General features: G+C 40.6%; 12 protein-coding genes and 1 riboswitch. Of the genes, 3 read left to right on the forward strand and 9 right to left on the reverse strand.

Going from position 1 to position 15,921, the window contains the following annotated elements; translation table 11 throughout:
- Positions 1-5: 5 nt before the first annotated feature.
- The 4 genes from BSO02S_RS16265 to BSO02S_RS16280 all read right to left on the reverse strand — a co-directional run bounded on the left by BSO02S_RS16265 (position 6) and on the right by BSO02S_RS16280 (position 4,718).
- Positions 6-530 (reverse strand): PadR family transcriptional regulator, encoded by a 525-nt coding sequence (locus BSO02S_RS16265; RefSeq protein ID WP_066069554.1) that lies wholly within the window; start codon positions 528-530, stop codon positions 6-8.
- A 491-nt stretch (positions 531-1,021) separates the two neighbouring features.
- Positions 1,022-2,026 (reverse strand): ABC transporter permease, encoded by a 1,005-nt coding sequence (locus BSO02S_RS16270; protein ID WP_066069559.1) that lies wholly within the window; start codon positions 2,024-2,026, stop codon positions 1,022-1,024.
- A gap of 1 nt (position 2,027) precedes the next feature.
- A complete protein-coding gene (locus tag BSO02S_RS16275; protein WP_066069630.1) occupies positions 2,028-3,512 on the reverse strand; it encodes a sugar ABC transporter ATP-binding protein in 1,485 nt (494 codons plus the stop codon).
- 90 nt (positions 3,513-3,602) lie between these two features.
- Positions 3,603-4,718, reverse strand: a complete 1,116-nt coding sequence (locus tag BSO02S_RS16280) for a sugar ABC transporter substrate-binding protein (protein ID WP_066069562.1) — start codon at positions 4,716-4,718, stop codon at positions 3,603-3,605.
- 126 nt (positions 4,719-4,844) lie between these two features.
- A riboswitch (SAM riboswitch) is annotated at positions 4,845-4,953 on the reverse strand.
- A 261-nt stretch (positions 4,954-5,214) separates the two neighbouring features.
- Here BSO02S_RS16280 and BSO02S_RS16285 point away from each other — a divergent pair.
- Positions 5,215-6,390 carry an MFS transporter gene (locus tag BSO02S_RS16285; RefSeq protein WP_066069633.1) on the forward strand — a complete coding sequence of 392 codons (1,176 nt, stop codon included), beginning with the start codon at positions 5,215-5,217 and terminating at the stop codon, positions 6,388-6,390.
- A 172-nt stretch (positions 6,391-6,562) separates the two neighbouring features.
- Here BSO02S_RS16285 and BSO02S_RS16290 read toward each other — a convergent pair whose 3' ends face one another.
- The 3 genes from BSO02S_RS16290 to recQ form a co-directional block, all read right to left on the reverse strand.
- Positions 6,563-8,200, reverse strand: coding sequence for a hypothetical protein (locus tag BSO02S_RS16290; protein WP_066069565.1), 1,638 nt, complete (start codon positions 8,198-8,200; stop codon positions 6,563-6,565).
- A 3-nt stretch (positions 8,201-8,203) separates the two neighbouring features.
- Positions 8,204-8,935: an ABC transporter ATP-binding protein gene (locus BSO02S_RS16295; protein WP_066069636.1), complete on the reverse strand. Its 732-nt coding sequence runs from the start codon at positions 8,933-8,935 to the stop codon at positions 8,204-8,206.
- Positions 8,936-9,101: 166 nt separating this feature from the next.
- Positions 9,102-11,234, reverse strand: a complete 2,133-nt coding sequence (gene recQ, locus BSO02S_RS16300; protein ID WP_066069567.1) for a DNA helicase RecQ — start codon at positions 11,232-11,234, stop codon at positions 9,102-9,104.
- 132 nt (positions 11,235-11,366) lie between these two features.
- On the opposite strand from recQ, the gene BSO02S_RS16305 reads away from it, so the two are divergent.
- Complete coding sequence (locus BSO02S_RS16305) at positions 11,367-12,263, forward strand: TraB/GumN family protein (protein WP_142303747.1); 897 nt, start codon at positions 11,367-11,369, stop codon at positions 12,261-12,263.
- 14 nt (positions 12,264-12,277) lie between these two features.
- The gene (locus tag BSO02S_RS16310) at positions 12,278-12,916 is read left to right on the forward strand and encodes an HAD family hydrolase (RefSeq protein WP_066069641.1); all 639 of its coding nucleotides are present in this window, start codon (positions 12,278-12,280) and stop codon (positions 12,914-12,916) included.
- A gap of 65 nt (positions 12,917-12,981) precedes the next feature.
- Here BSO02S_RS16310 and BSO02S_RS16315 read toward each other — a convergent pair whose 3' ends face one another.
- The gene (locus BSO02S_RS16315; RefSeq protein WP_066069574.1) at positions 12,982-14,076 is read right to left on the reverse strand and encodes a CaiB/BaiF CoA transferase family protein; all 1,095 of its coding nucleotides are present in this window, start codon (positions 14,074-14,076) and stop codon (positions 12,982-12,984) included.
- A gap of 15 nt (positions 14,077-14,091) precedes the next feature.
- Positions 14,092-15,666, reverse strand: a complete 1,575-nt coding sequence (locus tag BSO02S_RS16320; RefSeq protein WP_066069577.1) for a fatty acid--CoA ligase — start codon at positions 15,664-15,666, stop codon at positions 14,092-14,094.
- Positions 15,667-15,921: the final 255 nt, after the last annotated feature.

A 15,921-nucleotide genomic window follows, 5' to 3' on the forward strand; every position in this document is an offset into this window, starting at 1 on the left:
TTTGATTACTCCCCTTGTTGTTCATTCAATTTTTTTAGTTCTTCGTTGACCATGCCCAATATCATCTCTGCCTGGCGGATGCCAAACTCGAGTGTGAACCTTTTGTGCGGTTCCATGTCTGGATACAAATCAGCAATTCCTATTAAGTTGTCATACATTGCCTGGCTTTTTTCACGTTCCTCCAGCAGCCATTCCTGAATTTTTTCCTTGGTAGTAAATCGTCCAAAAAAGATACGGATGAGGACATCTGACCTTGTAATGGTTGGGGTGATGGGACTGCTAAGATACTGCTGAAATTGTTCCTTCCCACTTTCTGTAATCGCGAATAAATTCTTGTTCGGTTTTCCCTCTTGCAGGATCACCTGTTTTTCCACCAGTCCTTCCTTTTCCATCTTCCTTAATGCCGGATAAATTGCTCCATATGATGCATCAAAAAAGTATGAGACGGAATTCTCCATCATTTGCTTGATATCATAGCCGCTCATCGGTTCCTCATAGATAAAGCCAAGGATTACGTCTTGTATGTTCATTTCGTTTCAACTCCATATTATTTATGTTTATATTATCAATGATAATATATATGTTGTCAATATGTAAAATGGATATTTTTTCCGTTCATTTTTAAGTAAGTGTAACCCCCAACTACTCACTTTTTTGATTCGCTGATAAAATCACGATTTCCACTGATAAATGGGGCAATTCGCTGATAAACAGGCTGGATTCGCCGAAAAATAGCTGAAATCCGCTGATAAAACACAACATGCAAACTTTAGGGTCCAATTACAAGGATATAAACAATGTTTTTTTTAATAATCTTTCATTAAAACTCCAACTTTAAGAAGTTTATTTGCGAAAAATAGGGATTTATTTGCGAATCATGACAGTTTATTTGCGAAAATATAGGTTTTATTTGCGAATCGTGACAGTTTATTTGCGAATTAACTATTGACCCTCTGGAGTAATTAAATAAGCAAAAAAATAAACCTATCCACAATGTGAATAGGTTTCATCCTATAATAATTTATTTTTGCTTGTAATACGTTATCGCCAGCGCAAAGGCCAGTACTGCCCCTTTGACAATATCCATTGCATAGTAAGGTACAGACATCATCACGAGACCGTTTTGCAAAATTCCGATCAACACTGCCCCGACAAATGTTCCAAACGCATTAGCCTTGCCAGCTCCTAGGACAGAAAAGCCAATAAATGCAGCAGCAACTGAATCCATTAAATAAGGCGCACCTGAATTGATTTCTGAAGTCATGACCCTTGAAGCTAACACAATCCCGCCAATCGCTGCAAATAGAGCCGAAAGCAAATAAGCTGCTACCTTATATTTATTCACAGGAATTCCAGAAAGTCTCGCCGCTTCTTTATTGCCGCCAATCACATACATATAACGTCCATGCTTTGTGTACGTCAAAAAGATATGCACAAACACAACAGCCACTATCATAATAAGGATAATCCATGGCACCTCGCCGATTTTTGCAAAAAATGGACTAATTAGACCATTGGCCATCGAGCCATCAGGCATGACCATGTTTTGCGAAACGGTTGCCCCTTTTGTATAGGTAAGTGCCGTCCCCTGAATGATAAACATTGTTGCTAACGTCATCAGCATATCGGGGATTCTAAGCTTCACAATCATGAACGAGTTTAATGCTCCAACCACTAAAGATGCCGCAATTGCGGAAATAATCGCCAACAACGTATTTTGTGAAAACCAAACAAACATTGAAATGACAATTGCGTTAGAGAGCGATGCCACCGAGCCGACCGAAAGATCGAAGCCATCCACTGACAACGAAATCGTGATGCCAATCGCAATAATCGTCACAATCGAGATTGAGCGTAAAATATTTACGATGTTACTCCCCTGAATAAATACCGGATTGGCTGCTGCAAATACAATGATAAGGACAAGAATGGTGATAATCGTCCCGTATTTGTATAAAAATTGAAATAGTTCAAATGCCTTTTTCGCCGGGGCTCCCTGATTCTTCGCTGAAATCTTTGCCTCCATATTACCTGCCCCCTGCTGAATAAAATAATAGTTCTTCTTCATTCGTGTTCTTTGTTTCTAGTTCTCTCACAGATTCCCCATCATATAAAACATAGACCCGGTCTGTAATCCCGATAATCTCCGAAAGCTCCGACGAGGCATAGATGATTGCTTTCCCCCGGCTCGCCAATTCAGCAATCAATTCAAAAATATCCTTCTTTGCCCCCACATCGACGCCTTTGGTCGGTTCATCAAAGATGTAGATATCCGCTTCAGCAACAAGCCACTTCCCAATGGCTACCTTTTGCTGATTTCCCCCCGATAGATTTTGGACCTTCGTTTCTTCTGAAGGTGTTTTAATTCCAAGACGGTTAATCAAGTGCTTTGCCGTCTCTTTTTCTCTTTTTCGATCTAAAAAGCTAAACACCTTTGAAAAGCTCCCTAGGTTCGCGGCTGTCAAATTGGATTCTACTGATTCAAGGACAAGAATCCCTTCCTTGCGCCTTTCCTCTGGAACTAAGGCAATCCCCTTCATAACGGCATCATATGGGCTCTTTAATGTTATTTTCTTTCCATTAAGAAGGACTTCTCCTCCAGTAAGTTTCTCAGCACCAAATAACGCTTTACACAATTCTGTTTTCCCCGCACCAACAAGCCCCGCAATCCCAACGATTTCTCCTGCGTTCACATGTATATGTAAATCTTTAATTTTTTCTTTATCTGAAAGTCCTTTCACTTCAAGGACTGTGTTTCCAATCGTCGCATTTTTCTCTGGAAACTGCTCTTCTAGCTTTTGCCCAAGCATATGCTCAACCACTTTGTTTTGGGTAATCTCAGCAATGTTTTCTTTGACAACAAATTCACCATTTCGCATGATGGTTATTTCGTCACAAACGTCGAAAATTTCCGGCAGACGATGGGAAATAAAGATAATCCCTACATTTTGCTTTTGTAAATCTCGCACAATCCGAAAAAGTTCGCTCGTTTCGGTATGGCTCAATGGAGCAGTTGGTTCATCTAAAATAAGAAATTTACACTGATTTGAAACAGCTCTTGCGATTAAAATCATTTGTTTTTCTGCGAGTGACAATTCGCTGACAAGTTTCTTCGTTGAAACCGTAATATTCATCTTCGTCAATATTTGAGCCGCTTTTAGATGTAGCTCCTTCCATTTCATCCATTGCCTTTTTCCCATGTTATGGACGGTGTCCATCAGCATAATATTTTCTGCTACAGTTAAATACGGGATGAGGGCCGTATCTACCTCCTGGTAAACAATTTGAATTCCAAAGTCCTGAGCATTTTTCGGGGAACGAATTTTCAGGCTTCTTCCTTCCATCGATATCTCACCGGTATAGTGGTTATAGGCCCCGGAGAGCACCTTCATTAACGTTGATTTCCCCGCACCATTTGCTCCAATTAATGCATGAATTTTTCCCGTTTCCATTGAAAAATTGACCTGATTTAATGCTTTTACACCCGGAAATTCAATGGAGATATTTTTCATTTCTAATGTTGAACTCGTCAAATTGCTCCCCCCTATCAAAACGACACTCTCTTAATCTTTTGAAAAAGAGAGTGCCGCGTTACAAGCCGATTATTTCTTATAATGTTTCTTTAACGTTTTTATCCAATCTTCTTCAAATGCCGTGGACTCCCCCCAGCCCGGAGTGATTTTTGCAAGATTAACCATATTCACTGGATCCTTTGAATCCTGAAGATTTTTTTGCGAAACAAGAGACGCTTCTAAATCATAGGTCTTTGGTGTATCTTCACCAGCTAGTTTTTTCGCAAGCAATCTCATGTCGACAGCACCGATTAATTTAGGATCGACCGCGGCTGTATATTTCCACGCACTGCCTTTTCTTTGAATTTCCTGAAGATCCGCATTAGATACATCAATACCATAGATTTTCACTTCTTCACGTCCAGCCTCTTTCAAAGCACGGGCGGCGCCAATAGCAAAGGCATCCCAAGTAGCAAAAATGGCATCTAATTTACCTTTCGGGTATTTATTCAACATCGCGGCTACGGCATTTTGCGTTTGAACGCTGGTATCTGCAGCGGCAACGCCAAACCGTTCCACTTCTTTTAGCCCAGGATTTTTCGCAAGTACATCTTGATAGACTTTGTTACGGCGAACCATTGGCGGGAACCCATCAACCCAAAGGTAAGCAATATTGGCCTTACCTCCCGTCTCTTTCACAAGCTGGTCAAGTGCTAACGTTGCTAACGCTTCGTCATCCTGAGAAGTAAGCGTCACTCCCTCCACATTGGCTAGATTTGGATTGGAATCAAAGGCAACAGCAAATTTTCCCTTTTCAACGATTTTCTTTACATCATTTACAGTGGCATCATCGTCACCATGGGAAATGATAAATCCATCATAGTTTTGATCTAGAGCCTGATTGATGGCATCATGAAATTTCGCCGTGTCTCCATTTGCAGTAAACACATCTACTTTTACCCCTAATGCTTCACCTTCTTCTTTTGCACCTGCTAGGAATTGAGCGGTATGATCATCCCCGCCAATTTTACGAATGACCTTGATTTTTAACTGGTCACCTTTCGCAAATTGTTCCGGTACTCCTTCAAGGGAAACCTTTTTATTACCGCTTGCTTGTTTCGTTTCTCCCCCGGATGCACAGCCTGATAGTAAAAGTGTTGCCGCTAATGCTGATATGAGTGTGCTTTTAAAGATATTTCTTTTCATTTTTGACGCTCCCCCTTTTGATTCTTACCAATTCATGTTATTCCCATCGGAAAGGTTCTTTTTTATGTAAAATAAAAAACCTCTCCAGAAAAGAGAGGTTTCATCACAAATAGAAGGATTACTCCTCTCTTATCTTTCAAAACAAATACTTGTTTTGCAGGATTTAGCACCAATTCCTTGTCGGAACGGTTGCTGGGCGTCATCGGGCCAGTCCCTCTGCCACTCTTGATAAGAGAACATATTATTCATTTAAAGTATTAAACTTAATTTAAACTTCCATTAACAAGTTGTCAATAGTGTTTCGAATATTATTAATAAATATTTTATTCTCTACCTGCAAAACCCTGGAAAGATAAAAAAATGTAATTAAAAGGATTTGACTTTATTAACTTATGAATTTTCGGTATGATAATATTTAGTAATACGAAATAAGTTATAGAAAGAAGTGTAATTTACCGTGAATCAGCAGGAAAGTGCAAAACGTAATTTACTGATTATGTGGTTTGCCAACTTCTTTGTTGCCGGGAGTATGACGATGGTTATGCCGTTTATTTCGTTATACATTGAGACGTTTGGGGACTTTTCTGAAAAATATGTCCAGCATTGGTCTGGATTAACGTTTGCAATTACGTTTGTTTCCGCCTTCCTTTTCTCGCCTATCTGGGGCAGAATTGGCGATCGCTATGGAAGGAAGAAAATTCTCATCTTTTCAGGATTAGGGATGGCCTTCTCCATTTTTCTAATGGGCTTTGTCCATTCCGTCTGGCAACTATTGTTGCTGCGCTTTTTCATGGGATTCTTCTCAGGCTTTATCCCAATGTCACAAGCTTTTATCTCTACACAAACCCCAAAGCAGATTGCCGGCCGTGTCCTTGGCACATTGCAAACAGGCAGTATTACAGGTTCATTGCTTGGGCCAATGTTAGGCGGAATATTAGCAGATTCGCTTGGTTATTCCACCACCTTTAAGTGGACAGCTATTTCCATATTCATTTCAGCCCTGCTTGTCATCGCCACGAAGGAATTTGTGATTGAAGTTAAAAAAGGCACAAAAACACATTATTCAAGCAAAGAAGTGCTTAATCATATCATTCGTAATCCCGTATTATTAACCGTTCTCCTAATCTCTGCTCTTGTCCAAATTGCTCATTTTAGTATCCAACCGATTTTGTCTTTATTTGTTAGTAACCTACACGGACCCATAAATGTCGCTTTTTATTCAGGCATTGCTTTTTCCGCAGCCGGACTTGGGAATTTGATGATGTCAAGGAATTGGGGAAAAATTGCTGATAAATACGGCTATATCAAAATATTAGTCGTCCTTCTTTTCTTTGCAGGCATTGTTTACCTCCCCGGGGCAGCCGTTACAAATTTCTGGCAGCTGGTCATCATCCGTTTCGCGCTCGGTGTCACAATTGGGGGGATTATTCCTGTCCGAATTGCCTATATCCGTCAAGAAGCACCGATTGCGATGCAGGGCGAGGTACTGGGCTACAATACAAGTTTACGGTTCCTTGGGAATATTATCGGTCCGATGTTGGGCGGATTCATTTCCGGTTACTACGGTTTTTCCGCTGTTTTTATCAGCACAAGTGCCCTTCTCATCATAAGCGGGATCATCTTGTTTGTTTCAATGCACCGGCATCCCAAGCTGGTAAAAAAAACGGCCTAACAGCATCGCCAATATGCAATAAGCTATTCTTGGATGAGTATGAACAAGAACAGGGCAGCTAATTTCAGATACGCCCTGTTCTTTTTTTATCGACAAATTCCCGGGGAAATACCAACAATATTAGCGGGATATCGACAACTATTATGAATATTCAAAAAATACCTACTGATTTTCATGAAAAATTCCACACCGTCCTATTGGCCAGTTTCCATGCAAAAATAGTGCCAATAATGAGCAGGATAAAGTAAATCACCACACCAAATGGAATAAAGGTAGCGGCAAGATGGATACCCGCAAAAACAACCATCAGCAGTAATGCAAGGATAATTTTTAATCCCCCGCTCTGCTGGGCATCCTCAAATGATTCGGAAAATGGCAGTGTTCCCTTAAGATAATTCGAACAAATTACTGTGTATAAAATAGCGGTCACAAACATGACCAATAAATCGTCGATGATTTTCATTCCGAATATCCCGATAAAAATTGCACTTAAGATAATATAAACAGGTAAAAAAAGGTTGACAATAAACACCTTTAACGCGGCACTATATAATGGTGCTAGGCTTTGTATAGGTGCGGTTTTATAAATCCATGCCCCTTTATATTTGCCTGAGTATTTCAGCATTGTCACTGCATTCGGAATCATCAAATTACACATGTAAATCGCTAAATACCATTTACTCGACACCAAATGAGCAAAGGAATTCATTTGAATTTCATTAAACATAAAAACAAAAGGTAAAATGAGTGACATTCCTAATGATGGATACACCTTCAAACGGAATTCCCTTTCGTTTCGCATCATGTTATCGGCAAAGCGAAAAAATACCTTTTCCTCGTTACTTCTACAAATAATATTGATTAGCCCGTTTTTCCATTGACGCTCCTTCCGTTTTCCAGCCCCGCTATTATTGGTTAGTTTTTGCAGGTTTCTTTCAAAAGCAGGCATCATCCGGCTATAAATCACAATGGCAATAATCGGTACGAGCAAGGCCAAAAGTGAAAACCCGATAAGATAAACGTTTGAATGGTGTGATAGGAACAACTCAAAGGGCGCGCCGAACCAAATTGGTGGTATAAAGAATTGCCACCAACTCGGTGAAAAGGAAATTTTCATATCGACGATACTAAAGGCCCTTGCCAAAACCTGATATCCAATCGCTATCGAAACGGATAAGCCGATTTGAACATAATTGATAATATCCTTTAGTTTTTCACCATCAAAGAAGCGCAAAATAAAATAGTAGATAATCGCCGTTAAAACGACAATAAATAGGTTGACTAAAATTAGCCCAATCAAGGAAAGAAGTAAGAATAAAATCCCATGTCTAAATGCTCCAATCACTACCGGTGCTACCGTGAGTGCACCGGTCAGAAAGAACAAGTAAATACAAATATGAACCGTTTTGGCGGCATTAAGTGTCTTTTTTTCGACTGGTTTTGTCAGTAGAATTCCCTTATCCCTGACATCAAGAAGCACATTGGAAAAGTCAGAGATCATTGATGTCATCACTAAAAACATCACGATACCATAAAAGATACTCATTTGATAAAGATAGTTCTCTCCAAAAATCACCAAAGGAATGAGCATGACGCTTAATAATACGTACATCCCTAACGACTTGATAAAGCCATTTTCTTCTGGCTTTTTCTTCTTTTTTGCATTTTGATTAAAGATGGTCGGGGTCCTCCGCCCATCCATTGTTAATTTGACCGTCAATATTCTTCTCATGACGGGATAATTGATGCCGAAGCACTCAAAAAGGCCGCGAAACAGATCTAGGAATCTCAGCGTTTGAAAGTTTTTCATCGCTCAACCCTCTTCGACGATGGACACGAATTCCTCTGCCAAGCCCTTATATTCATTAAAACCTGTCAGTTGATTAAAAATCTGCTCCAGTGTCCCTTCTTTATTTTGCTCCTTCAACTCATTAAAACTGCCATCTGCGACAATTTTTCCATCATTAATAAGAATAATCCGGTTACTAATTTTCTCGACCACATCCATAATGTGTGACGAATAAAAAATCGTTTTCCCTTGTGCCGCCAGAATCGCTAATATCTCCTTAAAGACCATCACACTATTGGCATCCAAACCGCTTAACGGCTCATCTAAAAATAATAGGTCCGGGTTATGCAGCAAGCTTGAGATAATTAGTACTTTTTGGCGCATTCCTTTCGAGTAGGATGCAATTCTAGCGTGGTAAACCTCTTCCAAGCCAAATACCTTCATCAACCTTTGCGCCTTTTCATCCGTCCTCTTAATGTCCATTCCATATAATTCTCCAACAAAGGTTAAGTATTCACAGGCAGTGAGATTATCATAGAGTTCAGCAATTTCCGGTACATAGCCAATCCTTCTCTTATAATCGATATTCTTCTCGGTCACTTCTTCGCCAAAAACCTCAACCTTACCATAATAATCACCTTCAAGCCCAAGCAAAATCTTAATCGTCGTACTTTTACCGGCGCCATTCGGTCCAATATAGCCGATAATTTGCCCACGATAGACTGTTAAATCAATACCCTTGAGGACGTTTTTCATACCATAGTGCTTTTCTAAATCCTTAATGCGCAATACAACTTCTTCATTTGATTCAATGATGGTCACCTTCTATCACAATTAGTAATTTTATATTAACATATTCTTCCTATATTTCTATTAAAAGTATGGCTGACGAATGTGGTTTCCCCTAAAGCCAGTCATTCTTTTATTTACTTTTACTCACAAAATACAAATAGGCTTTAATCATGAAATAGCTAACTTCATCAGGAAGGAGCTCCTTAATTGGCTTTAGGCGATCACGGCCAGCCTCTTCTACAGCCTGGGCTAATAGCGGCATGAATTCAGCAGGAATATGCTTTGAAAAATCAACTTCTAACCCCTGCTGGGCACATTGAATTAGATGACCTTCCACCGTGCTGACCGCCAAATCTCGCTCGGTGGCCATTTCGTTTATCGAAAAATTGTTTTGGTGCAGTTTCAATGTTTCCATATGCGAATCGGTGACCCCAGTTTTCTTGGCTGGCTTCTTTGCCGCTTTCTCAACAGTTACCTGCTCGCTTTGATAGTCCGGATTGGTTTCGCAGAATTCACGAATGGCATGTATAAATTCAAGGCCATATTTTTTTAGCTTAAGTTCTCCCACACCGCTAACCTGCAAAAATTCCTCGCTCGACCTTGGCAGCTTTGCGCACATATCCTTTAAGGCAGCATCGGAAAAAATCACAAACGGCGGTACTTTTTCACTTTCTGCTGCCCGTTTCCGTACTTCTCTTAATTCCTCAAACAATGGGTCATCCTTGGAAACTTGCTTGACCTGGACAGTTTCTTTGCGGTGAACCTGAGCTTTGCCTAACAAAATATCCTTTCCTTTTGGAGAAACAAATAGAGTTGGAAACTGCCCCTGCTCAATCGCAATTAATTCCTGTGAAATCAAGAATTCGATAAAGTCACTGACATCTTTTGAACTCCTATCCTTCATGATTCCATAGGTTGGGAGCCTATCAAAATGCATTTCTGTTACTTTTTTATTTTTTGAACCCGTTAACACCTGGGCCGTGATTGTTTTTCCAAACCGCTGCCCCATCCGAATCACACAGGACATCACCATTTGTGCTTCCTTTGTTACGTCAATGCTTGCCCGGGAATCCAAGCAATTGCCACACCTGCCGCAGGCTTCTGTCTCTGTTTCACCAAAATATTTTAAAATATACTCTTGCAGGCATCCTTCTGTATGACAGTAATCGACCATTTGCTGGAGCTTCTCTAACTCTTGTGTAATCCGGCTTCGATCGCTCGACTGGTCAATTAAAAAGCGCTGAACTTGAACATCCTGGGAGGAATGGATAAGAATACACTCACTAGGAAGACCATCCCGTCCCGCACGGCCTGCTTCTTGATAATAACTCTCCATATTTTTGGGCTGCTGAAAGTGAACGACGTAGCGGATATTTGATTTGTCGATACCCATCCCGAAGGCAGAGGTTGCGACCATTACTGTCGCTTTATCTTCTAAAAACCGTTCCTGCTCACGATTCCGCTCTACATCTCCCATCCCGGCATGATACCGAGCGACCTTGATGTTAGCTTTCATCAATCTTTCATAAAGCTGATCGACATTCTTCCTTGTAGCAGCATAAATAATGCCTGCTTCTTTATCATTCTTTTTGAGATAATCATTTAAAAACTTGAGCCGGTCCTGTCCTTTAACGACAGAAAAGGTTAGATTAACGCGCTCAAACCCGGTGATAATTGTATTCTCTTCATCAATGTCTAAGGAATCGCAAATATCCTCGCGCACCCTTGGTGTGGCAGTGGCTGTCAAGGCCAGAACAGTCGGCTTTTGCGGCAGACTGGTAACTAATTGTTTAATATGCCGATAGCTTGGCCGGAAATCATGCCCCCACTGCGAAATACAGTGCGCCTCGTCGACAGCAACTAAAGGGATATCCATGTTATAAAGGTCTTCAAGAAATTCGCGTGATTCCAATCGTTCCGGCGCTATGTATAAAAGCTTGTACTTTCCCTCCATCGCTTCATGCATGCGCTGATTTGCCTCGCTGAAAGTTAGCGAACTATTGATAAATGTTGCTGGAATACCAACTTGATTGAGGGCATCTACCTGGTCCTTCATTAAAGAAATTAATGGGGAAATAACAATTGTGGTACCTGGAAGAACCAGCGCAGGAATTTGATAGCAGATAGACTTCCCCCCGCCGGTCGGCATGACGGTGATTGTGTTTTCTCCGGATAAAACGGAACGGATCGCCTGCTCTTGACCGGTACGAAAGGTGCTATAACCGAAATGTGATTCTAATAATGGCAGTGCTTTTTCAAACAAGATACTTCCTCCTTTCAATTTCAAAACTTACCTCTATTATACCTCTTTTCATTCTATTGTTTGAAAACAAAAGAAGTATAATAGAATTATTTCGAGGAAATATTGAAGGAATAAAGGAGTGTGCATTTTGCCTTGAAACGTTTATTAATCACCACGTTTACGGTCTGTACATGTTTATTTCTTGTTAGTTGTTCCATTACAGCAAATCAAGCAAGAAAAGAAGCAACGATTGATGTGAAGTGGCCCTTTTACAAAATCGAAAAAAACCATCACTATATGTATTTGCTAGGTACCATTCATATTGGAAAAAATGAAATGTACCCCTTTTCTAAAAAAATTGAGCAGGCTGTCAAGGAATCAGAGTTTCTGGTAACAGAAACGGATGCCATTGGCTTAAACGATGGAGAATATCAACAATCAGTCAATAAAGATATGTATTTTCTAAAAGATAATGAAAGCTTAAATGATTATTTATCTAAGGATGCACAGGCTGTTTTGAAAAAGAGAGCAAAAGAGTATAACCTTGATTATCAATCACTACAGGAATATAAGTTGTGGTTTGTGGTAAGTTTATTTTTAAACGCAGGTATTGATGATTTATCAGCAGCTAATGGTGTTGATCAAAAAATAACTGAGTTAGCGAATACCAATTATTTAACAAACAAATATCTTGAAACACCAAAATTCCAAATTGAAGCATTACAACGGGTTTATTCCGAGAATGAAGCAGATAAGGTGATCAAGCAAATTCCCTCATTAAAAGAATCCAAACGGCAGCTTTCGGAATTATATATGGATTATGTCCGAGGAAAAATAATTAATGATGAATCAGCAGATGACTTTGAAAAGAAGCAAAATAAAATTCTTGTTGAGGATAGAAATAAAACTTGGATGAAAAAGTTTGAAGCCTATATAAGCAGCGGTAATATTTATTTTGTGGCCGTCGGGTTTGGACACTTAGAGGGTGAACATGGCATACTCGCCCTCTTTGAGAAAAATGGCTACGAAATCAAAAAAGTTATAGAATAGAGGTAATTATGGCGATTAAGGCAGTGATATTTGATTTCGATGGAACCATTATTGATACAGAAACAATTTGGTTCCACGTTTTTAAGGAATTGGTAAAGGAGGAATTCGAAATAGATTTGCCTCTAGAGGAATTTGCGAAGAGTATCGGCACGACTGATGAAGTTTTTTTTCAATACATTGAAATACAAACTGGAATGAAAATAGATCCTCAAGAAATAAATCAATTAGCAAATGAACGCTTTTTAGAAAAAAGAGGCATTTTAGAGATTCGTGAGGGAGTAAAGGAAAAATTGGATGAAGCTAAGGACCTTGGATATAAGATTGGGCTTGCTTCAAGTTCATCTAGGGAGTGGGTAGAAGGGTTCCTTAGACAATTTGAACTTTGGGATTATTTCTCCGTGATTAAAACAAGCGAAGATGTGGATAAGGTTAAACCGGATCCTACTCTTTATCTAAAGGCTTTGGAAGCATTACAAGTTGAACCGCATGAGGCCTTAGCTATCGAAGATTCGCTAAATGGAGCAGCCGCAGCGATTGATGCGGGGATCAAATGCATCGTTATCCCGAATCAAGTGACAGCCTTTTTAAACTTTCATGAAAAAACAATTCGGTCTGAAACATTTGGTGATTTTAGCTTTAAACAGATAAATTAAAACCCGGAAAAAGCGCCACCCAAAAAGTAGACTGCCGATTTCTCCTCGGCAGTCTGATCTCTCTATTATATCAGGATATTATTTAATATCTCATCTTTATGCTCGTCTTTTTTGGGCGGGGCTGCCATTGATTGCAGTTCTAGGTCACTGTGCATTTTGACTTGGTAATCACCCCAGGAAGAAGCAAATATAAGCTCCTTCTCTTTAAAATAGGGATTCTCGTTTAGTTCCCCTACTTCAAGCACTGGCGCCATGCAGCAATCTACCTTTTGCGCAAACTCAGTCCACTCATAGAAGCTTTTACTTTTAAAAAGGGCTGTTACTTCTTGAAAAACAGGGTTGGACTCTGCTGTTTTGGAAAAATGAGCCTCTATCCAATCTTCGCGTCCGTGTGCCATACAAAAATTTTGCCAGAATTTTGGCTCCAGTGCTCCCAAGCTAATATATCTGCCTTCCATTGATTCATAGATGGCGTATGAAATAATGCTTCCGTTTAGGACATTAATGCCGGTCCCCTCGCCAGTTTCTTTTTCAACCATAACGTGATTACCAAGCAATGATACCAACTGATCTGTGATAGAAATAGAATGATAGCTTCCTTGTCCGGTCAAAAATCGGGAAACAAGCCCCGCAAGAATCCGTTCATTAGCAGCAAACCCACCCAGATAATCTGCCATTGTAATTGATGGATGAATTGGTTTTCCTAGATTATCTTTGAGTTGTGCCAAAACTCCGCTTAAAGCCATATAATTGAGGTCATGATTGCCAAGCTTACTTAAAGACCCCGTCTGGCCATAGCCGGAAATGGAACAGTAGACGATATCGTACTTAACTTTTCGAACCGCCTCATATCCCAGTCCCAGTTTCTCCATGACACCTGGTCTGAAGCTTTCAAGGACCACATCGGCAGTGGCAATTAGTTTTAGCGCTATTTCTAAGTCTTCTTTTTCCTTCAAATTTAGAGCAATGCTATTTTTCTGGCGATTGTTTGCTAGAAAGACAAGCCCTGTTCCCGCTTTTGAAATCCCTGTATTCCTGGCTGGGTCCCCGCTGGGCGGCTCAACCTTGATGATTTCCGCACCCAACTCTGCTAGTCGTAACGTGGCATACGGACCGGGAAGATAGTTTGTAAAATCAATGACTTTAACACCTTTTAACATAATCAAAACCCTTCCTTACGCATTGGTTGAGCCTGGGGTAAAAAGCTCCTCGAGTTGTTTCCTTAGGACAAATTTCATAATTTTCCCACTCGCATTACGCGGCAATGCCTCACAGAAAACGTATTTCCGCGGACGTTTATAATTTGCAAGCTTATCACTGTCTTTGCAGTATTCATCCAAATCTTGTTCCGTTATTTTCGGGTCCTTTTTCACAACAAATGCTGTCACGGTTTCGCCCCAGCGATCATCAGGCTGACCAACAATAGCAACATCTAGGACACCTTCATGGCCATGCAAAATGTCTTCGACTTCCCTTGGGTAAATGTTCTCCCCTCCGCTAATAATCATATCGTCGACACGATCATTGACAAAAAGATAACCATCTTCATCGAGGTAACCAATGTCCCCAGAATGGTACCAGCCTTTATAGAGTGCTTTTTCCGTTGCTTCTTCGCGATTGAAATAACCAATCATCATACATGGGCCTTGAACGATGATTTCTCCCGTTTCCCCGGTTGCGACAACATCGTCGGGCTCCGATGGACCATCTTCCCTTGTGCGAACAACCCGGATATCATGACTTAAAGCTGCCTGACCAGCGGAGCCTGCTTTTCTCAGCTGATCAGTTTCCGAAAGAAAGGTAATCGCTGGACCCATTTCCGTCATCCCATAGGCTTGAATCAAGGAGATGCCTAGGCGGTCATGGAGAGCATGAACGAGCGATGGTGCCATGGGTGCTGCTCCGTATAAACCAAGCTTCAGACTGGAAAGATCATACTGACCTAGGTCCTCTTGAAGAATCATATTCCACATCGTTGGTGCTGCAAATAATTTTGTGATTCTCTCTTGTTCAAATAATTGGAGGATGGCTTTTGGGTTAAATTGATGCAAAATGACATTGCTCGCACCTGCATGCACCCGTGGCAGAAAGGCACAATGAAGTTCTGCACAATGGAACATTGGTGCCGTCACAAGACCAACGTCTTCTGCTTCTAGCTTTTCAGCAGCAATACAAAGGACACTTTGGTCCACCATATTGCGATGGCTATGCATGACTCCTTTTGGCCTTCCTGTTGTCCCGCTTGTATAGATAAACGCGTAGATATCGTTCTCATGAACTTCAATTTTCAAATCATCAGTTGATGCGGCAGTGACATTTGCCTGATAGCTGGCGGCGTATTCCGGTTTTTCCTCATCAATGAACCAGAAGGCGATTTTATCAAAGCGCTTTTCTATCGCCGCGATGACGGGCTCCAATGCTTTTTCAAAAAGAACCACCTTTGGGCCGGCATCAGATAAAATATAGGCTACCTCCTCAGGCATTAAGCGAAAATTAATCGGATTGAAGACAGCACCGATTTTTGCACAGGCAAAGAAGGCAGTCCCTAATTCTTCGGTGTTAAACATAAATGTGGAAACGCGGTCGCCTTTTTTCACGCCCTCATTTAAAAGGGCATTGGCAAGCCGGTTGACCTGTTCGCTCCACTCTTTGTACGTATAGCGGACATTTTTTCGTACGTCATAGATGGCTTCCTTGTTTGGATGTTTTTTCACCGTTAAATCAAAGATTTTACCGATTGTCGTGGTCATTGAATCGCCTCCAATTTTTGATTTGAGGGCAATCGGTGGTGGTCGAATGCCTTCATTAATTCCGAAGAGTATTTTTAGAAAAAACTCGAGCAAAAGAACGAGTTTTGCTTAAAATAAACTCACTTATTAGGAATTTGTTTCTTTTTACGGCCAAACCCGATTGGAACCGCTAATCCGTACCAATTTCTGATAGTTTTCAGCCATATTCCGGTTTACTCGCGAATTTTTTCGGTTTACCCGCGAATTTGAACTCTT

Origin of the sequence: Neobacillus soli NBRC 102451, from assembly GCF_001591665.1 — a bacterium.
Lineage (GTDB): Bacteria > Bacillota > Bacilli > Bacillales > Cytobacillaceae > Neobacillus > Neobacillus soli.

Bases quoted from the DNA above. Each gene is read 5' to 3' on its own strand.
- BSO02S_RS16265 (WP_066069554.1), bottom strand. From the start codon at position 530: ATGAACATACAAGACGTAATCCTTGGCTTTATCTATGAGGAACCGATG.
- BSO02S_RS16270 (WP_066069559.1), bottom strand. From the start codon at position 2,026: ATGGAGGCAAAGATTTCAGCGAAGAATCAGGGAGCCCCGGCGAAAAAG.
- BSO02S_RS16275 (WP_066069630.1), bottom strand. From the start codon at position 3,512: ATGAAAAATATCTCCATTGAATTTCCGGGTGTAAAAGCATTAAATCAG.
- BSO02S_RS16280 (WP_066069562.1), bottom strand. From the start codon at position 4,718: ATGAAAAGAAATATCTTTAAAAGCACACTCATATCAGCATTAGCGGCA.
- BSO02S_RS16285 (WP_066069633.1), top strand. From the start codon at position 5,215: ATGTGGTTTGCCAACTTCTTTGTTGCCGGGAGTATGACGATGGTTATG.
- BSO02S_RS16290 (WP_066069565.1), bottom strand. From the start codon at position 8,200: ATGAAAAACTTTCAAACGCTGAGATTCCTAGATCTGTTTCGCGGCCTT.
- BSO02S_RS16295 (WP_066069636.1), bottom strand. From the start codon at position 8,935: ATGAAAAACGTCCTCAAGGGTATTGATTTAACAGTCTATCGTGGGCAA.
- BSO02S_RS16315 (WP_066069574.1), bottom strand. From the start codon at position 14,076: ATGTTAAAAGGTGTTAAAGTCATTGATTTTACAAACTATCTTCCCGGT.
- BSO02S_RS16320 (WP_066069577.1), bottom strand. From the start codon at position 15,666: ATGACCACGACAATCGGTAAAATCTTTGATTTAACGGTGAAAAAACAT.